Source organism: Arthrobacter sp. ISL-48, assembly GCF_018613805.1.
Classification (GTDB): domain Bacteria; phylum Actinomycetota; class Actinomycetes; order Actinomycetales; family Micrococcaceae; genus Arthrobacter.
Window position 1 is genome coordinate 55,203 of the sequence record NZ_JAGGPL010000004.1, and the last position, 19,939, is coordinate 75,141.

A 19,939-nucleotide genomic window follows, 5' to 3' on the forward strand; every position below is an offset into this window, starting at 1 on the left:
GAACTCGCCGCCCGGGGAGAGCCCGGACCCTAAGTCAGGCGGATCTGGCGGTTGACGTCCTTGTAGAGGAGGTACCTGAAGGGGCCGGGACCGCCGGCGTAGCAGGCCTGCGGGCAGAAGGCACGGAGCCACATGAAGTCGCCCGCCTCCACTTCAACCCAATCGTCGTTGAGGCGGTAGACGGCCTTTCCTTCGAGGACAAACAGCCCGTGCTCCATGACGTGTGTTTCGGCAAAGGGGATGGACGCACCGGGCTGGAACGTGACGATGTTGACGTGCATGTCGTGGGCCAGATCGTCCGGATCGACGAACCTGGTGGTTGCCCAGGCGCCGTTGGTGCCGGGCATCGGGCGGGGCTCCACGTCCTGGTCCCGGGTGATGAAGGACTTCGCCGTGTGTCCCTCGAGCACTTCGTACGCCTTGCGAATCCAATGGAACGAAGCGGCCTCTCCATCAGCAGGCGCGTCGTTCCTGACCTTCCAGTCCGAACCTGCGGCCAGGTAGGCGTAGCCGCCGGCTTCCAGGCGGTGGATCTCGCCGTCGAGCGTCAGGGTCAAAGAACCCTTCGTCAGGAAGATGACACCCTCGACGCCGGCCTCCGCCTCGGGTCGGTCGCTTCCGCCGCCGGGGGCTACTTCAACGATGAGCTGGCTGAAGGTGGTGGCGAAGCCCGCGATCGGGCGGGCAATGATCCAGGACCTGGTTTTATCCCAGCCCGGCAAATTGGACGTGACGATGTCCCGCAGCACGCCCTTGGGGATGACAGTGTAGGCCTCTTTGACCACGGCGCGGTCGGTGAGGAGCTGGGTCTGCGGCGGCAGGCCGCCTTCGGGGGAAAAATAGGTGCTCATGAGTCTGCTCCCTGCGGTGTTGAAGACGGTGCTGTTGAAGGCTGTGGAGTTTTCGTGGCAAGGCTCGGGTGTGCCAGCCCAGTGAGCCGGGAAAGCCCGACGCCGGTGAGCGCCTGGACTTCGTCGGCTCCGACGGCGCCGCACTGGACGCCGCGTAGAACAAACGCCGCGAGTGCCCGGGCTGTGGCTGGTTCATCCATGACCCCGCCTTCGGTCTGCTCCACATAGTTGCGCAGGCGTGCCGTCGCGGCCGGAAGTCCCTGCCGGTAGAAGCCGTAGGTGGCGGCGAAGCGGCTGGGCAGCTGGGCCGGGTGGAGGTCCCAGCCCTGGTAATAGCCGCGTTCCAGCGAGCGCTGCACCAGCCGTCCGTGGAGCCGCCAGGCTCCCTCCACGTTGTCACCCACAGGGATGACGTTAGTGGAGCCGTCCGAGAGGCGGATGCCTGTCCCAGCCACGGCGAGCTGCATGACTTCCTTGGCGAAGTCCGCGACGGGGTGCTCCATGGACTGGTATTCGGCCGAGATCTGCAGGGAGGCGCTGTAGTCGTACGTGCCATAGTGAAGGGCACTGATGCGTCCGGGCACAACGTGCGCAAGCCTTGCCACCGGGGAAGTGCCGTCGGGGCCGAGGATGAGCTGCGGCGTTTCCACCTGTACCTCGAACCGCAGCCGGCCGTACGGCAGGCCGTGGACTTCCTCCAGCCGGGCGACGGCATAGTCCATGGCCTGAACCTGGGCCACCGTGGTGACTTTGGGGAGCGTCAGCACCAGGCCCGCGGGTAGCTCTCCGGCGGACGCCAGGGCCGAGACGAAGAGATCCAGTGTCCTCACACCGCGGGCACGGGTTGCGGCCTCGAAGCATTTGAAGCGGATCCCGATGTAGGGCGGCGCAGTGCCTGCGGCGACCGCGTCGGCAACCAGGCCGGCGGCAGCAACGGCGTCGGCGTCCTCTGCCTCGTCCCCCCTGCTGCCGTAGCCGTCCTCGAAGTCCAGCCGCAGGTCCTCAATTGGTTCGCGCTCCAGCTTGCCGGCTACTCGGGAGGCGACGGCGGCACCGAGGGTCGGCGATTGGCCCAGCAGCCAGCCGAGCCGTTCCAAACCCCCGTGCGCCTCCGCCGTCGCGATGGCCTGCGCGCCCCAGTCAGCAGCGAGCGACGGCGTGAACCGGTCCGCGGGGACGTAGACGGTGTGGACGGGCTGCCGCGAGCCGTCGTCACCTGGATAGCCCAGCTCCAACTGGCGGTCGGTTTCGGCCAGCTGGCCGTCAATCCTGGCGAGGTCGGCGGCGGTGAGCGCCTGGGTGGGGGATACCGCCATGGCTCAGCCGACCAGTTCGTAGGCCGGGGTGGTGAGGAAGTCCGTGTAGTCCTCGGACAGGCAGATTTCGGCGATCAGCCTGCTGGCGGGCCCGTAGTACAGGCGGAAGGCCTCGTCGCCGAACTCGGTGCGCAGTCGTTCCGTTTCCTCGCCCAGGATGCGCTCCACCAACTCCCGGGTCACGGTATTGCCGGTGTCCGCCAGGACCGATTTGTTGCGGATCTGCTGCCACACCTGGGAGCGGGAGATCTCCGCGGTGGCGGCATCCTCCATGAGGTTGTGGATTGCCACCGCACCGTTGCCGGACAGCCAAACCGCGGTGTAGGCGACGGCGACGTACAGGTTCAGCCGCAGTCCGGCCTCGGTGACCTGGCCATCAGCCGAGGCGATGTCCAGCAGCTGGTCGGCGGTGACCGAAACTTCGGGCCGCTGCTTATCCAGCTGGTTGGGGCGCTCGCCGAGCACGCCATCGAACACCTCGCGGCAGATCGGGACCAGGTCGGGGTGGGCCACCCAGGAACCGTCGAACCCGTCGTTGGCTTCGCGGGTCTTGTCCGCGCGGACCTTGGCGAAGGCGGCTTCTGTGACTTCGGGGTGCCGGCGGTTGGGGATGACGGCCGCCATGCCGCCCATGGCGAACGCCCCGCGCTTGTGGCAGGTCTTGACCAGCAGCTCGGTGTACGCACGCATGAACGGGGCGGTCATGGCCACGGAGGCGCGGTCCGGGAGCACGAATTCCTCGCCGGCGTCACGGAAGTATTTGATGATACTGAACAGGTAGTCCCAGCGTCCGGCGTTCAGGCCCGAGGCATGATCCCGCAGCTCATAGAGGATCTCGTCCATCTCGAACGCGGCCGGGATGGTTTCGATGAGCACGGTGGCGCGGACGGTGCCCTGGTGCAGGCCAAGGAAGTCCTGGGCGAAGACAAAGATGTCATTCCAGAGCCGCGCTTCGAGGTGGCTTTCCATCTTGGGAAGGTAGTAATACGGTCCATGTCCGTTGAGCACCAGCTGCTTGGCCACATGGAAGAAGTGCAGGCCGAAGTCCACCAGCGCCCCGACAGCAGGTTCTCCGTCGATGAGCAGGTGTTTTTCCGGCAGGTGCCACCCCCGGGGCCTGGCCACGACGACGGCCAGCGGGGCGTCTGTCCGAAGTGCGTATTCCTTGCCTTCGTCCGAGGTGTAGCTGAGCGTGCCCTGGGCTGCGTCGCGGAGGTTGAGGATGGAGTCGATGACGTTGCTCCACGTGGGCGTGCTGGCATCCTCCAGGTCGGCCAGCCACACCTTCGCCCCGGAGTTCAGCGCGTTGATGGCCATCTTGGCAGGCGACGCCGGACCGGTCATTTCAACCCGTCGGTCCTGCAAAGCTGCAGGCGCCGGCGCAACCTTCCAGTCGCCGTCGCGCAGGTCCTGGGTATCCGGCAGGAAGTCCAGCTTGCCGGTGTCCGCGACCAGCTGCCGTTTGCGGCCGCGGGCGGCCAGGAGCTCATCGCGGGTACCGGCGAAACGCTGGTGGAGTTCCTCGACGAATGCCAGGGCCTTGGGGGTGAGGATCTCCTCCGCACGGTCGATCGGCCGGGGGTCTGTGACAGTGATGGCCATTTCTGGTCCTTTCCTTTGGCTGCGAATCTGGCGGTAAATCAGGCGGTGGCAAAGGCGGCGTCGGCGGCCGCGGATTCCCGGGCTTCTGCCGCCGCGTGCGCTACTGCACTGGCGACGTCCGCGGCTACGTGGGGATCAAAGACGCTGGGGATAATGTAACTGGCATTGAGCTCATCGTCAGCCACCCGGTTGGCGATGGCCTCTGCGGCGGCCACCAGCATCTCCGGCGTGATGTCCGAGGCTCCGGCGTCGAGGAGTCCGCGGAAGAAGCCGGGGAACGCCAGCACGTTGTTGATCTGGTTCGGAAAGTCGCTGCGTCCGGTGGCCACCACGGCCGCGTGCCGGGACGCAACCAGGGGGTCGATCTCCGGCGTCGGGTTGGCCATGGCGAACACGATGGCGTCCTTTGCCATCGCTGCGACCTGTTCCTCGCCGATCACGTGCGGCGCGCTCACGCCGATAAAGACATCCGCGCCCTTGAGTGCTTCATGCAGCGTTCCCGCGAACCCCTCCTCATTGGTGTTGGCGGCGATCCAGCGGCGGTGCTCATCGGTGTACTGCTCGCCGGAATGGATGGCGCCGGAACGTCCTGCGGCAACTATGTGCCGGGCCCCTTGGGCCTTGAGCAGCTGGATGATGGCGCTGCCTGCCGCGCCCACGCCGGACACCACAATCCTGACATCGCCCAGCTTCTTGCCGACCACGCGGAGGGCGTTGACCAGGGCGGCCAGGGTGACGATCGCCGTGCCATGCTGGTCGTCGTGGAAAACCGGGATGTCCAGCTCGTCCCGCAGGCGGTTCTCGATCTCGAAGCAGCGTGGGGCCGCAATATCCTCGAGGTTCACGCCGCCGTACACAGGGGCGATGGCCTTGACGATCCGAATGATCTCCTCGGTGTCCTGCGTGTCCAGGCAGACCGGCCAGGCATCCACGTTGGCGAACTGTTTGAACAGTGCGGCCTTGCCCTCCATGACGGGGAGGGCCGCGGCCGGCCCGATGTTGCCCAGGCCCAGCACGGCTGAACCGTCGGTGACCACGGCGATGGTATTGCGCTTGACGGTGAGGTTGCGGGCCGCAGCCGGGTCCTCGGCAATGGCGAGGCAGACGCGGGCGACGCCGGGAGTGTAGGCCCGGGAGAGGTCGTCGCGGTTGCGGAGGGCTACTTTGGGGACGACTTCCAGCTTGCCGCCCAGGTGCATGAGGAAGGTGCGGTCCGAGACGTGCTGGACCATGACGCCGTCGAGCGCGTTGAGGGCGTCCTTGACTCTTGCGGCATGCTCGTCGTCGGTGGTGTTGCAGGTGACGTCCACCACCAGGGTCTCGTGGTGGGATTCACTGACGTCAAGGGCGGTGATCGCGGCGCCGGCAGCTCCTACTGCCGCGGCCAGTTCGCTGGTGGCAGAGAAGCTGGACGGTGCCTCAACGCGCAGGGTGATCGAATTTCCGGGGCTCGGGTTCGCCATTGAATGTCCTCCTGTCGGGCCGCCTTCGGGCGGCTACATCAATCTGCAAATGTTTTCGTATTATGGATATTATTATCTACGTCGTGGAAATACAAGCGAGAAGTGATGATCTAACCTACGTGGACAGCGGCACGGCTTCATGTATCTTGGGAGATCTAGGGCAGTTCTTTTTCACGATGCGGATAAGAGTTGTCGGAACCCGAGCCCGCAGGAGACTGGTACATGGCTGAAAAAGGCCCCGGGGGCGTGCAGTCCGTGGAGCGCGTCTTTGAACTCTTGGAACTGATTACTGATGCCGGCGGAGACGTCACGCTCAGCGAACTCTCCTCCTCCACAGACCTTCCGCTGCCCACCATCCACCGGCTTCTGCGAACCCTGGTTACCCTGGGGTATATCCGCCAGCTGCCAAACCGCCGCTACGCCCTCGGCCCCCGGCTGATCCGGTTGGGCGAGGGTGCCAACAAGCAGCTCGGTGCGGTAGCCCGCCCCCAGCTCAAGTCCTTGGTGGACCGGCTGGGGGAGACGTCCAACATGGCCGTGCTCGATTCCGACATGGTTATCTATGTGGCCCAGGTGCCCTCCCTTCATTCCATGCGTATGTTCACCGAGGTGGGACGCCGCGCCCATACCCATGACACCGGGGTGGGCAAAGCCATCCTGGCCCAGCTCGACGACGAGGCGGTCCGCGGCATCGTGGGCCGCACCGGCATGCCAACCCCTACGTCCAAGAGCATCGGCGATATCGAATCCCTGCTGGCTGACCTGGGCCGGATCCGGGAACGCGGCTATTCGATTGACGAGGAGGAGCAGGAACTCGGTGTCCGGTGCTTCGCCATGGCCGTGCCCGACGCCCCCACGCCCACGGCGATTTCCGTCTCCGGCCCGGTGTCCCGCGTTGACCAGTCTTTCGGCGAGCGTGCCGTCCCGCTGCTGCGTGAAGCGGCCCAGGCGATCTCGGACGAGCTCAACCGCAACTGACCCCCATCCCCGCGCGAACCGGCAGCTAATGCCCTCAAATTTCAGGTTAGAGGGCATTAGCTGCCAGTTCGCGCGAGGGAAGGGGCTAGTGCTCGGTGGTGTTGCTGGCTGACTGCACCGGGACTTCCTTGCCGTCGCAGTCGATCAGCCTGCCGCCCTCGTAGCGGTCGCCGTCGGCCAGGCACCGCAGGTCCTCCTCGCGGACCACCCGTCCGGTGCCGGCCACAAAGACGGACTGGTTCTCCGAGTTCCCGGCCTTGAGGTGGTTGAACAGCAGGTTCAGCAGGATGGCCATGACGGCGGCCGAGCTGATGCCCGAGTGGAAAATCGTGCCGAACCAGGACGGGAACTGATCGTAGAACGACGGCGCTGCGATGGGGATCATGCCGAAGCCGATCGACGCGGCCACGATGATCAGGTTCATGTTGTTCCGGTATTCCACCTTGGACAGCGTCCTGATGCCGCTGGCTGCAACCGTTCCAAAGAGTACGACGCCGGCACCGCCCAGGACGGGAGTCGGCACCGCCGCGACCACCCGGCCAAGAACCGGCAGCAGCCCCAGGACCACCAGGATCACGCCTCCGGCGCTGACCACAAAGCGGCTCTTGATGCCGGTGATGGCCACGAGGCCGACGTTCTGCGCGAAGGCACTCTGCGTGAATGAGTTGAAGAGCGGTGAGATGGCGCTGGAGAGCATGTCGGCGCGCAGGCCATCGCCGATCCGCTTTGAATCCACCTTGGTGCCCACGATCTCGCCCACGGCGATGATATCCGCCGACGTCTCGGTCAGGGTCACCAGGATCACGATGAGCATGGAGATGACTGCTGCGATCTCGAAGGTAGGCGGACCGAAGGCGAAGGGAGTGGGAAAGGCGACAATTTCCCCCTGGCCCACCTTCGAGAAGTCAGCCATTCCTGTCACGAAGGCAATGGCCGTGCCTATGACCATGGCGAGCAGGATCGAAAGCCTCGAGACGGCCGCGTTTCCGAGCTTGCTCAGGAGCAGCACAATTCCCATGGTGGCGGCGGCGAGGCCGATGTTCGCCACACTGCCGTAGTTCGGGGCCTTGCTGTTGCCGCCCATCGCCCAGTTTGCAGCTACCGGCATCAGGGTCAGGCCGATGGTGGTGATCACCGTTCCGGTCACGACGGGCGGGAAGAACCGGATGATCTTGGCGAACAGCGGCGTGATGGCCAGGCCGATCAGCGAGGCTGCGATCACGGACCCGAAAACCGACTGGATGCCTCCGCCGCCGTGGACGATCGCCACCATGGTGGAAACTCCGGCGAAGGAGACGCCCTGGACGAGGGGTAGCTTGGAGCCAAAGAACGGGATGCCGACGGTCTGGAGGATGGTGGCCAGGCCGCCCACAAAGAGGCAGGCGGCGATCAGCAGGCCGATGTCCTGGGAAGACATGCCGGCAGCTGCGCCGATAATGAGCGGCGGAGCGATGATGCCGCCGTACATGGTGAGGACGTGCTGGAATCCATAGGCGAAGCTACTGCCGATGGAGAGGCGCTGGTCTTCGGGGCGGTTGGATGGCTTGCGGCCGGTTTTGGTGGCCACGGTGGACTGTTTTTTCTTGAGGTTCACGGCAGACTTTCCTGGTTCATGGCAGACGTCATTGTCTGGCTAACGTGGTCTGGCTAACTCTTCGGGAGCTGGTGGGGTTTTAGCAGAAGCCCGCGATGCCGGACCATGCGGCGTCCGCACCCACAGTGCCTTCGCGCTGGACGGTGGCCTCGATCAGCCCGTACGGACGGTCGGCTGCGAAGAAGACCTCGTTGGGGTTGTCGAGGCCGAACGGCGAGAGGTCCACGAGGAAGTGGTGCTTGTTAGGCATGGAGAATTTAATCTCGTCGATCTCACTGTGGGCTTCCAGGACCTTGGCGCCCATGTCGAACAGGGTCTGCTGCAGGGCGTGGGAGTACTTCTCCGTAAAGCCTTCAAGCAGGAGGCCCTTGACGTCGTCGTAGCTCTTGTTGAAGTCCAGAGTGCCGAAATCGGTGCCGGTCTTGTAGCGCCAGCGGGCGGAGACGTCGGTGGCCAGGATGCGGTCCGTCGTTTCCGGGAGCGTCGTGAATTTGTCCTTCGGGTACCCCACAAAACCGGATTGCGTGGACTTTAGGACCGTCAGGTCTTTGAGTCCGGAGATGAGGTGGGCCGTGGCGCCGTCGCGCACCAGGACTGCCGTGCGGACTTCCTGGCCGTTGCGCACGAAGGAGTGGTCGTGCTCCGCGCCGTGGGCCTGGATGCGGTCCCAGCTGTAGGATTCGGCCTCCCAGCGGCCGCCAGCCACCCAGTCGAAGCTGGACACGAAGTGCTCGCCGAGGCGGAGCAGGAAGGCCTCGGGTGAACCGACGCCTTCCCGCGCAAACGCGTAGATGGTGTTCTTCTGGGTGTCTGTGGCCACGACGTGGCTGTTGTCGCCTTCGAGGTGGGCCGCCTCAAAGTCACCGCGCAGCTGCGACGTGACGTTCAGGTCCTCGATCTCGTGGCGGTCGGTGTCCCGGGTGATTTTGACGACCCGGACTTCGGCTTTGCCGTACTGGTTGTGGCCGAGGACGATCTTGTTGTTCATGGTCTGTTCCCAACTTCCGGTAAGTGGAACCAAGGCTCCATCATCGAAATTAAGCGCCCGTTTCGAACGCATTTCCGGTGGAGCCGACCCAACAAAAAAGAGCCGGCATCCATTGATGCCAGCTCATTACAACCCTGCCTGCTGCTCCCAGGTTACGTGACCTAGGCCACGAATTGAGTCCAAGCGTAGCCCAGCATTGCGGTGGTGTACATCACAAGATGAAAAACAGCTTTGTGACTGCGAGCTCAGGCGGATGCGCGGGCGCCGACGTCAGGACCGCTGGCGCCCTGGCCATTCCTTGCCCGCCCAGGGGTCGTAGTCGGCGATCAGCTCCTCCTGCGGCGGACGTTCCGCTTCGGCAACGTGCTGCAGGTTCACCCGGACCCTGTACCAGAGTGAGCTCGATCCGCGCATCCCGTCCACGAGCACATCGGCTGGATGCAGGGCGGTGACGAGGTCCGCATGCCGGGTCTTCCACTCGTCGAGCGCCGCGAGGGCCTCGGGCTTGCTCTTGGTGCGCGCTACCTCGATGAGCGGCATGACCGACTGCCGGCGGCCCGAGCCATCAACCCCGCGCGGCGCCTTCTCGGCGGGGCCGAGTTCTCCAGCGAGGGCGAGAAGTCCCTCCAGCGACCCGAGTGTGTCGTCGATGCCCGCGTGAGGGTCGCCGATGTCCGCAAACCGGTTGAGCACCGTAGGCACTGTGAATTGTTCCGGCCGGGCGGAGCGGACCTCGTCCCAGGTGAGCGGCGTCGAAACCCGGGCGTCGGGCAGGGCGCGCACGGAGTACGCCGATGCCACGGTGCGGTCCTTCGCGTTCTGGTTGAAATCGACGAACACGCTCTCGCCGCGCTCCTCCTTCCACCACCGAGCGGTGGCGAGTCCTGGAGCGCGGTTTTCCACCTCCCGGGCGAGGGTCTCGGCAGCCAGCCGCACATCACGGTAGGACCACTGCGGCGCGATGCGCACCAGGATGTGCAGTCCCCGCGATCCGCTCGTCTTCGGCCACCCCACGAGTCCGACGTCGTCGAGGACTTCCTGTGCCACATACGCGACGTCGACGATCTGGGACCAGTCCACTCCCGGCATGGGATCGAGGTCCACGCGGAGCTCGTCGGGGTGCTCGAGATCCTCGGCGCGCACAGGATGCGGGTTGAGGTCCAGGCATCCAAGGTTCACCACCCACGCCAGGCCGGCGGCGTCGCGGATGACGGCCTCCTCGGCCGACGTCCCCGACGCGTAGTGGAGCGTTGTCGTATCGATGAAGTCGGGATGGTTTTCAGGCACGCGCTTCTGAAAGAACGGCTCAGCGTCGATGCCCTTAGGGAAGCGCTTAAGCACCATCGGCCGGCCGCCCGCGCCCCGCAGCGCGCCGTCCGCGACGGCGACGTAGTACCGCACCAGGTCGAGCTTCGTCAGCCCGGACTCCGGAAACACCACCTTGTCCGGACTCGAGATGCGGACCTCGGTGCCGGAGATGTTGAGGATCTCGGCCGGCGTCTTCGACGGATTCATGCAGCCACGCTAGCAATGATCGGATGTCGCAGCCAGACCAGCCGTGCTGCAACCTAAAGCGGCATGGGGCAAACGACAAGCGCCGCGGATATTCCGTGGCGCCTGGGTTGGTTGCAGTCGGTTCTACGCCATGTTGCCCATACGCGTCTTGGCCGAAATGTGTTCCACCAGTTCGCCGACGCGCGCTTCCGAGTAGTTGCGTGCGATGTCGCCCTGGCTGATGATGCCCACCAGCTTGTGGTCGGCGATGACAGGCAGGCGCCTGACCTGGTAGTTCTCCATCATGGCGATAGCCTCGTCAATGTTGGCATCGGCATCGATCCAGTGCGGGGTGCCCTGGGCCAGATCCATGGCCCTGACTTCCCTGGGGTCCATATTCTCGGCAACGCACCTGACCACGATGTCGCGGTCTGTGATGAATCCCTTGAGTTTGCCGTCGCTGCCGCAGATAGGCAGCGACCCACAGTCAAGGTCGCGCATCATTGCCGCTGCTTCCTGCAGCGTCTGGTCTTCCTTGACGCACTGGGCGTTGGTGGTCATGAATTCACGTACGACGCTCATCAGTCCTCCTTTATCGGTTGGGTTCGACGCCGGGGGCCCTCGGCTACGGCGCCGATGCTGCCAGCCTACGCCCGGGGTAAGGCCGTGACTAGGCTCGCTGAAACTCTCGTCGAAAGGGTTAAGACCCGGAAACATAGATTTCACATTGCGAAAACTAATTTCCAGAAAAGTATGGCGCGGCCCACATTCCGGTGCTAATCTCGATCTTGCCAAAGGCGGGCACCCGGGCTTCGGGAAGCTATCTACCAGGCGCAACTTAACCTTCACAGCACATGCTGAAGCCTGGTAACCGTCGCATCTGGTTCTTCTGGTCCCGCAACGGTACCGGCTTCCAAGCAAAGGGAGTCGCATCATGAGTACCACCGTCACGGCCGAACAGTATTTGGCCAGATCCATCCAGCTGGCAACGGCCAACGTCCTGAACAGCGGCGGCCCCTTCGGGGCCATGATCGTGACGCCGGACGGACGGACGTTCGACGGCGTCAACCGGGTCACTGCGGACAATGACCCCACCGCCCACGCCGAGGTAACCGCCATCCGGGCCGCCTGCCGTGAGCTGGGCACCTTCGATCTCAGCGGTGCCGTCCTCTACACGAGCTGCGAGCCATGCCCCATGTGCCTGGCCTCCGCCCTCTGGGCCCGGGTGGAGCGGGTTGTCTTCGCCGCGGACCGTCACGACGCAGCGTCCGTCGGTTTCGACGACGCCGTCTTTTACGAATACTTCGAGAACCAGGACCGGGACTCCCTGATGCCGGTCTCCAAGCTGGAACTGGGTGGGCCGCAGGCCCCTGCGCCGCTGGAGCCCTTCAACACATGGAACACGCTCGAATCCAGGATTGACTACTAGGACCCGGTGGCTGACATGACCATCCTGGACCAATCCCACGAGGAGCATTCGGCTCCGAACACCGCACGCAAACCCAAGCCACCGGCGTCGAACGCTGCGCTTGACCGGTTCTTCCAGATCACCGAACGCGGCTCCACCCTCGCCCGCGAGTTCCGCGGCGGGCTGGTCACGTTCTTCACCATGGCCTACATCGTGATCCTGAACCCGCTGATCCTTGGCGGCTTCAGCGCGGACAATGCGCCTACAGACGTCGCGGGCGGCTGGCTGTCCGCCGCCCAGATCGGCGCGGTCACAGGACTGACCGCCGGCGTGATGACCATTCTCTTCGGGGTGGTCGCAAACCTTCCATTCGGCCTGGCCGCCGGGCTGGGAATCAACTCGTTCCTGGCCGTCTCTGTGATCCACGAAGTCACGTGGCCCGAGGCTATGGGGCTGGTGGTGATCAACGGCGTACTGATCGTGCTGTTTGGGATCACCGGCGCACGCACCGCCATCTTCCGGGCTGTTCCCAAGGAGCTCAAGGCGGCGATCACCGTTGGCATCGGCCTGTTCATCGCGTTCATCGGCTTTGTGGACTCGGGCTTCATCCGGCCGACGGCGGGTGGTCCGCCGGTGCAGCTGGGCAACGACGGGTCCATCACCTCACTTCCCACGCTCGTGTTCGTGGTTGGCCTGCTGGCCATGGGTATCCTGGTGGCGCGGAAGGTCCAGGGCGGCCTGCTGATCGGCATCGTGGCCACCACGGTGCTGGCCGCCCTGGTGGAAGCGGCCATGAAGATCGGCCCGGCCAGCGCCACCAACCCAGGCGGCTGGCACCTGAACACCCCTGTCCTGTCAGGGCAGCTCGTCTCGGCCCCGGACCTGGGACTGGTAGGCCACTTCGACATGTTCGGAGCCTTCGGCAGGATCGGCGGACTCGCCGCCACCATGCTGGTGTTCACACTGGTCTTCACCAACTTCTTCGACGCCATGGGCACCATGACCGGGCTGGCCAAGAGCGCACGCGTGGCACACAAGGACGGCACCTTTCCCCGGCTCAAGGCGGCCTTCATTGTGGAAGGACTGGGTGCCGTGGCCGGCGGCGCCACCTCGGGATCCTCCAACACGGTGTACATAGACTCCGCCGCAGGAATCGGGGAGGGCGCACGCACCGGACTGGCATCCGTGGTCACCGGCGTGCTGTTCCTTGGTTCCATGTTCCTCACCCCGCTCACCAGCGTGGTTCCGCTGGAAGTCGCGGCGGCTGCCCTTGTGGTGGTGGGCGCGATGATGATGGCGCAGGTCCGCGAGATCAAGTTCAGCAAGTTCTCTGTGGCCCTGCCCGCCTTCCTCACGATCGTCACCATGCCCCTGAGCTACTCGATCGCCAACGGCATCGGAGCAGGCTTCGTTTCCTGGGCCATCATCGGAGCGGCGTCTGGGAAGGCGAAGAAGATCCACCCGCTCATGTGGGTGGTGAGCGCCGGGTTCCTGGTGTACTTCGCCCGCGGTCCGATCAACGTGCTGCTCGGCGCATAATATTCGGACAACAGGGAATTCACTGCCGCGACGGAAGAAAGGGAGCGCCGCCATGCTGGACCTCATGCCTTCGCTCGGCGACTGGGCGCCGGCCGCCACCGGCCAACGGTGCGCCATTGCCACCATCGTGTCTGCGACTGGCTCGGTGCCCCGGCCGGTGGGGACCTCCATGCTGGTCTCCGAGTCAGGCTCCGTCCTGGGCAGCCTGTCCGGCGGCTGTGTGGAAGGTGCCGTGGTGGCGGCCGCCCTGGAGTCCATGGACGACGGCGGCATCCGCCGTGAAAGGTTCGGCTTCAGCACGGCCGACGCCTTCGCCGTCGGGCTCACCTGCGGCGGTGAGCTGGACGTGCACATCGAACCTTTTGGTCCGGAGGGGAGCCGGTCGCCGTCCGTGACCGGACTCCCGCGGCTGGCTTCCGCTGAGGCGGGCGTGCCCCTGGCCCTGGTCCGCCGGGTCGACTCCTACGGTTCTGGCATGGTGGCCGTGGCGGACCCGGCCACGTTCACCGTGGCTGGCTCCGCCGATATTGCCCGGCTTTTGGGGCTGGACCTGGATTCCAGCGTGGACCCCCGCTTTCGCCCCCATGGCCCCGGGCCGGCGGCAATGCTGGCGGCCGCCGCCCAGCTTGAACCGCTGCTGCATGGCGGACGGACCGGGCTGGTGCGTCTCGCGCCCGACGGCGCATGCGTGGGCGAAGAACCCATCACCCTGCTGGTCGAGAGCCGGCTCCCGGCTCCCCGCATGCTGGTTTTTGGCGCGAACGATTTCAGTGCCGCACTGCTGCCGGCCGCGAGGCTTCTTGGTTACCACGTGACCCTCGTGGATGCCCGGCCGGCCTTCGCGTTGCAGGAGCGCTTCAACTCGGCCCATGAAGTGGTGGTGGACTGGCCGCACCGGTACCTGGCGGCAGAGGCGGGAGCCGGACGGCTGGATTCCCGGACCGTGCTGTGTGTCCTCACGCATGACCCAAAGTTCGACCTCCCCTTGCTGGAAGCTGCCCTGGCGGTGGATGTCGCCTTCGTTGGCGCCTTGGGATCCCGGCGCAGCCACCTCCAGCGCGTCGATGCCCTTCTCGAGGCCGGCGTTCGTCCTGAGCGGATTGAGACGCTTCATTCCCCCCTTGGACTGGACCTCGGCGCTGTGACTCCTGCAGAGGTGGCGGTCTCCATCACCGCGGAGATCATTGCGGCGCGCAACCCGGCCGCGTCCCACTCCCCGCTTCGGGACACCTCAGGACCTATCCATCAGGAGATCGTATGGACATGAACACCATCGAGGACGTGGTCAGTACCACGGACCCGGCCGACTGGCGTGAAGGTGATGCTTGGCTGGCAGGCGGCACCGTCCTGTTTTCCTACGGTAGCTATGCTTTCGGTGCCGAGCCACTGAAGCGCCTGCTGGACCTGGGCTCGGCAGGCTGGCAAGCGGTGACGGACACCGGTGCAGGGATCGACCTGGCGGCCACCTGCACCATCGCTGACCTTTATGCCCTCCCCGACACCCTGGCGTCCCGCCGTCCGGGCTGGCCCGGACTGAACCTGGTCCGGCCGTGCAGCGATTCCTTCGTGGCGTCCTTCAAGGTCTGGAACATGTCCACGGTGGGCGGCAACCTCTGCACCTCGCTGCCTGCCGGGCCCGTCATTTCTCTCTGCGCCGGTCTCGACGGGGTTGCCACCATCCTTGGACCGGGTGGCACCAGCCGCACGGTACCGGTGGCCGAGTTCGTCACCGGGGACGGTAAAAATTGCATGGCACCGGGCGAGCTGCTGCGCAGCGTCCACCTCCCGGCGTCGGCCCTTGCCTCCCGGGTGGCTTTCCGCCGCCTCTCGCTGAGCAACCTGGGCCGGTCCGGCGTGCTGCTGGTTGGAAGGCTCGACGGCGGCGACTCCCTGGTCCTGACCGTTACCGCCTCGACGAAGCGGCCTGTGCAGCTGCGCTTTGAGCACCTCCCGGATGCCGCCGGGTTGGCGGCCGCGCTGGACAAAGCGATCCCTGGCACCCTTTATCACGACGACATCCATGGGCTGCCGGCCTGGCGGCGGGACATGACGTATCGTCTCGCCGAGGAGATCCGGGCGGAGCTCGCCGCACATGAGGGGACGATTCCCGGGGAGGTCTCCGGCGATTTCTGGCCGCCGGCACCACGCCAGGCATCGCTACAGCACAGCAGTGAACCGCAGGAAGAGGCTTAAGGATGACCATCGACATTAATGGCCTCCCGGCCGAGGCAGCGCCTCGACCCGGCCAGTGCCTGCGGACATTCCTCCGCGAGCAGGGCAACCTCGGCGTCAAGAAAGGGTGCGACGGCGGCGATTGCGGAGCATGCACGGTCCACGTGGACGGTGTGCCGGTGCACAGCTGCATCTACCCGGCGGTCCGCGCAGAAGGGCGCACGGTCACCACCATCGAGGGCCTGGCCGCGACCGCCGGAACAGCCGGGGGCCCTGATGAACCACTTCACCCGATCCAGCAGCGGTTCCTGGAGCGGCAGGGATTCCAATGCGGGTTCTGCACGGCCGGGATGCTGATGACTGCGGCCACGTTCACTGACGACCAGAAGGCCAACCTGCCCCGCAACCTCAAGGGCAACCTCTGCCGCTGTACGGGCTACCGGGCCATTGAGGACTCTGTTTGCGGGCGTCCGGGCCGTCCTGATCCGGCCGGCCCCGGATCAGGCATCGCAGGGGAGGGCCAGCCGGAACCACGCCCCGGGCAACTCGGTGATGATGTCGCGGCCCCTGCCAGCCGCGCCGTGGTCACCGGCACTGCCCGGTACACGCTGGATGTTCCTGCCGAACAGCTCCAAGGGCTGCTGCACCTGAAACTTCTCCGCTCGCCGCACGCGCACGCCCGGGTCCTGTCCATCAACAAGGAGGCCGCCCTCGAGGTTCCCGGCGTGGTGGCCGTGTTCACCCACCAGGACGCCCCCACCCAGCTGTTCTCGACGGCGCAGCACGAGCTGTACACGGACGATCCGGATGACACCCGGGTCCTGGACGATGTGGTGCGGTTTGTCGGACAGCGGGTCGCCGCCGTGGTGGCGGAATCGGTGGGCGCGGCGGAAGCCGGCGTCCGTGCCCTCGAGGTGAAGTACCAGGAGCTGCCCGCAGTGTTCACTCCGCAGGATGCCATCCTCCCGGGGGCCCCGCTGGTGCACGGGGACAAAGACGGCCGGGCATTCAGGATTGTCAGTCCGGACAGGAACATCGTGGCCGAGCTGCACTCCGAACTGGGAAGCGTGGAGGACGGCTTCGCGGCAGCGGACTTCATCCACGGACAGACCTACCGCACCCAGCGCGTTCAGCATGTGGCACTTGAAACCCATGCATCGATCGCGTCCGTTGACAGCCGCGGCCGGCTGCAGGTGCGCACGTCCAGCCAGGTTCCGTTCCTGGTCCGGCGCACCCTCTGCCGGGTCTTCGGGCTGCCGGAAGAGCAGGTCCATGTGGTGGCCGGGCGGGTTGGCGGCGGATTCGGCGGCAAACAGGAAGTGCTCACGGAGGACATCGTGGCGCTCGCAGCCCTGACGCTGGGCCGCCCCGTCCAGCTCGAGTTGACCCGGACCGAGCAGTTCACGGCCACCACTGTCAGGCACCCCTTCACCATCGGGCTTAAGGCCGGCACCACCTCGGACGGCAGGCTGACCGCGCTTGAGCTGGATGTTACGACTAACACCGGCGCCTACGGCAACCATGGACCGGGCGTGATGTTTCACGGCTGCGGCGAATCGCTGGGCGTGTACAACTGCGCCAACAAGAAGGTGGACGCACGCGCCGTCTATACCAACACCGTGCCCTCGGGGGCATTCCGCGGCTACGGTCTGAGCCAGATGATCTTCGCCATTGAGTCCGCCATGGAAGAGCTGGCAATCGGGATCGGGATGGATCCGCTGGAGTTCCGCCGGCGGAACATGGTCCGCGAGGGCGACCACATGCTGTCCACCCACCCGGAACCGGAGGAGGACGTCCAGTACGGCAGCTATGGGCTGGACCAGTGCACCCGGCTTGTCCGGGACGCCCTGGAACGGGGCCGCGAACGGTACCGCGCCGCCGGGCTCGACGACCTGGGACCGGACTGGGCCACCGGCGAGGGCACCGCACTGTCCATGATCGCCACCGTGCCGCCGCGCGGCCACTTTGCGCATTCGAAGCTCCGGCTCTTGCCGGACGGAAGATACCAGGCCGACGTCGGCACGGCCGAGTTCGGCAACGGCACCACCACCGTGCATGCCCAGCTCGCTGCCACAGCGTTGTCGACGGCGGCATCACGGGTTGCCGTGCGGCAGTCGGACACGGACCTGATCGAGCACGATACCGGCGCGTTCGGGTCGGCGGGAACCGTGGTGGCCGGGAAAGCGACGCTCGCGGCCGCCGAGGAGCTCGCTGTCCGGATCCGGGCCTTCGCCGCCGGGATCCGGCAGATCCAGTCCTCCGGCTGCGTCCTCGACGGAGACTCCGTGGTCTGTGAGGGAACACCGGTGCCGCTGACGGAACTGGCTCAGGCGGCCGCGGACGCCGGCGTCGAACTTGCCGCCGAAGGGCGCTGGGGCGGGACGCCTCGGTCCGTGGCGTTCAACGTGCACGGCTTCCGGGTGGCGGTGAACCGCGGCACGGGGGAGCTGCGGATCCTGCAGAGTGTCCAGGCGGCGGATGCCGGCGTGGTGGTCAATCCGCGGCAGTGCCGTGGCCAGATCGAGGGCGGCATCGCGCAGGCGCTGGGTGCCGCGCTGTATGAGGAAGTGGTGGTGGACGACGCCGGCCGGGTCACCACCGACATCCTCCGGCAGTATCACATCCCCACCTTCGCGGACGTGCCGCGCAGTGAGGTGTACTTCGCGGAGACAAGCGACAAACTGGGGCCGCTTGGTGCTAAGTCGATGAGCGAGAGCCCTTTCAACCCGGTGGCGCCGGCGCTGGCGAATGCCATCCGGAATGCCACCGGGGTGCGCTTCGCGGAGCTGCCCATGGCCCGGGACAAGATCTACCTTGGCCTCAAGAACGCCGCCTCCTGATGCAACGCGGGTCACTTGGCGCACATGTTCGTGCCTGGGATGGGCCGGATCCGCCTCCGCGTTGCATATAGTCGAGGAATGGAACAGCGCAAATTAGGCAAGACCGGACGGAACGTCTCCATCGTGGGGCTGGGAACCTGGCAGCTCGGCGCTGACTGGGGCAACGTGGACCAGGCCCAGGCCCGGGAGATCCTTGCCGCCTCCGTGGAAGCCGGCGTCACGCTCTTTGACACCGCCGACGTCTACGGCGACGGACGCAGCGAGCAGGCCATCGGCAGGTTCCTGAAGGACAACCCCGGGCTGGACATCACCGTGGCCACCAAGATGGGGCGCCAGCTGGAGCAGCTGCCGGAGAACTACAATCTGGCCAACTTCCTCCAGTGGGTGGACCGCTCCCGGCACAACCTCGGCACGGACTGCCTCGACCTCGTCCAGCTGCATTGCCCGCCCACCGCCGTCTACAGCAGCGCAGAAGTGTACGACGCACTGGACACCCTGGTGTCCGAGGGCGCCATCCGCAACTACGGCGTGAGCGTGGAGCGCACCGACGAGGCGCTCGAAGCGATCCGCCATGAGGGCACCGCTTCCGTCCAGATCATCCTCAACGCCTTCAGGCTCAAGCCGCTGGACGAGGTCCTTCCCGCCGCAAAGGCCGCCAACGTGGGCATCATCGCCCGGGTGCCGCTCGCCTCCGGCCTGCTCTCCGGCAAGTACTCCAAGGACACGTCCTTCGCCGAAAACGACCACCGCAACTTCAACCGCACCGGCTCCGCGTTCGACGTCGGGGAGACGTTCTCCGGCGTGGACTACGAGCTGGGCCTAAAGGCCGTGGCTGAGTTCGAGCAGCTGGTGCCGGCCGGAACCGGCACCGCACAGGCGGCCATCGCCTGGATCGCCGCGCAGGACGGTGTCACCTCAGTGATCCCCGGCGCCCGGAACGTCGACCAGGCCCGGGCGAACGCTGCCGCCGCCGATGTTGTCCTCAACGAGGAGTTCGACGCCGGCGTACGGTGGATCTACGACCACTACTTCCGCGAGTCCATCCACCCGCGCTGGTAACGCGATACCCTACGGACGCTGCCGCAGCAGGTACAGCTGCTCCGGCGTGTCGACATCCTCGCCCGTGGACTGGTCGCTGCAATCCACCTCGTCCACGAGCTCCGGGTGGGCCTGGAGGAACAGACGCGCGCCGGCATCGCCATGTACGGTGCTGCCTACCGCGGCCCGAAGGGTGACGTCGATCAACAAGGGATGCCCGCGCCGCAGCGTTCCGGACTGACCGCCGTCGTCGTACGCGGCGGCCGTGATCCTGCCCGGCCGGTGGGCGCTCAGCAGTCGTCCGACGGTGCCTGCCGTGAGCCCCGGCTGGTCCACAAGGGCCATCAGGAGATGGTCCGCCGGATCTGCAGACGAGGAGCCCAGCAGGTACGAACTCCCCATCCCGGAGGGCCAATCCCGGTTCACCACGGTCCGGTAGCGGTCCAGGTTGGCGGTGGCACTGACGTCCGCGGCCCCCGCGCCGAGCACCACGACCACCTCGCGGCAGCCCCCTTCCAGCAGGGCGTCGGCAACGGCTTCGATCAGCGGTCGGCCGCGGTACGGCAGCAAAGCCTTCGGTCCCATGCCCAGACGGGTCCCCGCACCGGCGGCAAGCAGGATACCCGTGGTCCTGGCCTGGCTCCCGTTCCCCATAG

Annotated in this window: 16 protein-coding genes; 7 read left to right on the plus strand and 9 right to left on the minus strand. The window is 66.0% G+C overall.

What is annotated here, in order from left to right; all coding sequences use genetic code 11:
* Positions 1-29: 29 nt before the first annotated feature.
* From J7E83_RS09125 to J7E83_RS09140, 4 genes are read right to left on the minus strand one after another with little or no spacing between them, the layout of a single operon-like run.
* Complete coding sequence (locus tag J7E83_RS09125; RefSeq protein ID WP_214961245.1) at positions 30-851, minus strand: bifunctional allantoicase/(S)-ureidoglycine aminohydrolase; 822 nt, start codon at positions 849-851, stop codon at positions 30-32.
* Positions 848-2,167: a DUF6986 family protein gene (locus J7E83_RS09130; RefSeq protein WP_214961247.1), complete on the minus strand. Its 1,320-nt coding sequence runs from the start codon at positions 2,165-2,167 to the stop codon at positions 848-850. Before J7E83_RS09130 ends, J7E83_RS09125 begins: the two co-directional genes overlap by 4 nt.
* Before the next feature lie 3 nt (positions 2,168-2,170).
* Entirely contained in the window at positions 2,171-3,769 is a 1,599-nt protein-coding gene (gene aceB / locus J7E83_RS09135; protein ID WP_214961249.1) for a malate synthase A, read from the minus strand.
* 38 nt (positions 3,770-3,807) lie between these two features.
* Positions 3,808-5,232 (minus strand): NAD-dependent malic enzyme, encoded by a 1,425-nt coding sequence (locus J7E83_RS09140; RefSeq protein ID WP_214961251.1) that lies wholly within the window; start codon positions 5,230-5,232, stop codon positions 3,808-3,810.
* 222 nt (positions 5,233-5,454) lie between these two features.
* On the opposite strand from J7E83_RS09140, the gene J7E83_RS09145 reads away from it, so the two are divergent.
* Positions 5,455-6,210, plus strand: coding sequence for an IclR family transcriptional regulator (locus J7E83_RS09145; RefSeq protein WP_214961253.1), 756 nt, complete (start codon positions 5,455-5,457; stop codon positions 6,208-6,210).
* Positions 6,211-6,295: 85 nt separating this feature from the next.
* On the opposite strand, the gene J7E83_RS09150 is transcribed toward J7E83_RS09145, so the two are convergent.
* From J7E83_RS09150 to J7E83_RS09165, 4 genes are all read right to left on the minus strand, one after another.
* Entirely contained in the window at positions 6,296-7,804 is a 1,509-nt protein-coding gene (locus tag J7E83_RS09150; RefSeq protein WP_214961255.1) for a nucleobase:cation symporter-2 family protein, read from the minus strand.
* A gap of 79 nt (positions 7,805-7,883) precedes the next feature.
* The gene (gene pucL, locus J7E83_RS09155) at positions 7,884-8,792 is read right to left on the minus strand and encodes a factor-independent urate hydroxylase (RefSeq protein WP_214961257.1); all 909 of its coding nucleotides are present in this window, start codon (positions 8,790-8,792) and stop codon (positions 7,884-7,886) included.
* Positions 8,793-9,062: 270 nt separating this feature from the next.
* Positions 9,063-10,307 (minus strand): non-homologous end-joining DNA ligase, encoded by a 1,245-nt coding sequence (ligD, locus tag J7E83_RS09160; RefSeq protein ID WP_214961259.1) that lies wholly within the window; start codon positions 10,305-10,307, stop codon positions 9,063-9,065.
* A gap of 123 nt (positions 10,308-10,430) precedes the next feature.
* Positions 10,431-10,868, minus strand: a complete 438-nt coding sequence (locus J7E83_RS09165) for a CBS domain-containing protein (protein WP_214961261.1) — start codon at positions 10,866-10,868, stop codon at positions 10,431-10,433.
* A gap of 352 nt (positions 10,869-11,220) precedes the next feature.
* Here J7E83_RS09165 and J7E83_RS09170 point away from each other — a divergent pair, with 352 nt between their 5' ends.
* The 6 genes from J7E83_RS09170 (at position 11,221) to J7E83_RS09195 (ending at position 19,304) form a co-directional block, all read left to right on the plus strand.
* Positions 11,221-11,715 carry a nucleoside deaminase gene (locus tag J7E83_RS09170; protein WP_214961264.1) on the plus strand — a complete coding sequence of 165 codons (495 nt, stop codon included), beginning with the start codon at positions 11,221-11,223 and terminating at the stop codon, positions 11,713-11,715.
* A 15-nt stretch (positions 11,716-11,730) separates the two neighbouring features.
* Positions 11,731-13,233 (plus strand): NCS2 family permease, encoded by a 1,503-nt coding sequence (locus J7E83_RS09175; protein WP_214961420.1) that lies wholly within the window; start codon positions 11,731-11,733, stop codon positions 13,231-13,233.
* A 52-nt stretch (positions 13,234-13,285) separates the two neighbouring features.
* Positions 13,286-14,500: an XdhC family protein gene (locus tag J7E83_RS09180; protein ID WP_214961266.1), complete on the plus strand. Its 1,215-nt coding sequence runs from the start codon at positions 13,286-13,288 to the stop codon at positions 14,498-14,500.
* Positions 14,491-15,426 (plus strand): FAD binding domain-containing protein, encoded by a 936-nt coding sequence (locus J7E83_RS09185; RefSeq protein ID WP_214961268.1) that lies wholly within the window; start codon positions 14,491-14,493, stop codon positions 15,424-15,426. Before J7E83_RS09180 ends, J7E83_RS09185 begins: the two co-directional genes overlap by 10 nt.
* Positions 15,427-15,428: 2 nt before the next feature.
* Complete coding sequence (locus tag J7E83_RS09190) at positions 15,429-18,245, plus strand: molybdopterin-dependent oxidoreductase (protein ID WP_214961275.1); 2,817 nt, start codon at positions 15,429-15,431, stop codon at positions 18,243-18,245.
* Between the two features lie 78 nt (positions 18,246-18,323).
* Complete coding sequence (locus J7E83_RS09195; protein WP_214961277.1) at positions 18,324-19,304, plus strand: aldo/keto reductase; 981 nt, start codon at positions 18,324-18,326, stop codon at positions 19,302-19,304.
* Positions 19,305-19,313: 9 nt separating this feature from the next.
* Here J7E83_RS09195 and nboR read toward each other — a convergent pair whose 3' ends face one another.
* Complete coding sequence (gene nboR / locus J7E83_RS09200) at positions 19,314-19,937, minus strand: nicotine blue oxidoreductase (protein WP_214961279.1); 624 nt, start codon at positions 19,935-19,937, stop codon at positions 19,314-19,316.
* Between the last annotated feature and the right edge of the window lie 2 nt (positions 19,938-19,939).

What these genes read in the sequence shown, in the direction of transcription:
- J7E83_RS09125 (WP_214961245.1), bottom strand. Translation starts at nt 851, where the DNA reads ATGAGCACCTATTTTTCCCCCGAAGGCGGCCTGCCGCCGCAGACCCAG.
- J7E83_RS09130 (WP_214961247.1), bottom strand. Translation starts at nt 2,167, where the DNA reads ATGGCGGTATCCCCCACCCAGGCGCTCACCGCCGCCGACCTCGCCAGG.
- aceB (WP_214961249.1), bottom strand. Translation starts at nt 3,769, where the DNA reads ATGGCCATCACTGTCACAGACCCCCGGCCGATCGACCGTGCGGAGGAG.
- J7E83_RS09140 (WP_214961251.1), bottom strand. Translation starts at nt 5,232, where the DNA reads ATGGCGAACCCGAGCCCCGGAAATTCGATCACCCTGCGCGTTGAGGCA.
- J7E83_RS09145 (WP_214961253.1), top strand. Translation starts at nt 5,455, where the DNA reads ATGGCTGAAAAAGGCCCCGGGGGCGTGCAGTCCGTGGAGCGCGTCTTT.
- pucL (WP_214961257.1), bottom strand. Translation starts at nt 8,792, where the DNA reads ATGAACAACAAGATCGTCCTCGGCCACAACCAGTACGGCAAAGCCGAA.
- ligD (WP_214961259.1), bottom strand. Translation starts at nt 10,307, where the DNA reads ATGAATCCGTCGAAGACGCCGGCCGAGATCCTCAACATCTCCGGCACC.
- J7E83_RS09165 (WP_214961261.1), bottom strand. Translation starts at nt 10,868, where the DNA reads ATGAGCGTCGTACGTGAATTCATGACCACCAACGCCCAGTGCGTCAAG.
- J7E83_RS09170 (WP_214961264.1), top strand. Translation starts at nt 11,221, where the DNA reads ATGAGTACCACCGTCACGGCCGAACAGTATTTGGCCAGATCCATCCAG.
- J7E83_RS09175 (WP_214961420.1), top strand. Translation starts at nt 11,731, where the DNA reads ATGACCATCCTGGACCAATCCCACGAGGAGCATTCGGCTCCGAACACC.
- J7E83_RS09180 (WP_214961266.1), top strand. Translation starts at nt 13,286, where the DNA reads ATGCTGGACCTCATGCCTTCGCTCGGCGACTGGGCGCCGGCCGCCACC.
- J7E83_RS09185 (WP_214961268.1), top strand. Translation starts at nt 14,491, where the DNA reads ATGGACATGAACACCATCGAGGACGTGGTCAGTACCACGGACCCGGCC.
- J7E83_RS09190 (WP_214961275.1), top strand. Translation starts at nt 15,429, where the DNA reads ATGACCATCGACATTAATGGCCTCCCGGCCGAGGCAGCGCCTCGACCC.
- J7E83_RS09195 (WP_214961277.1), top strand. Translation starts at nt 18,324, where the DNA reads ATGGAACAGCGCAAATTAGGCAAGACCGGACGGAACGTCTCCATCGTG.
- nboR (WP_214961279.1), bottom strand. Translation starts at nt 19,937, where the DNA reads ATGGGGAACGGGAGCCAGGCCAGGACCACGGGTATCCTGCTTGCCGCC.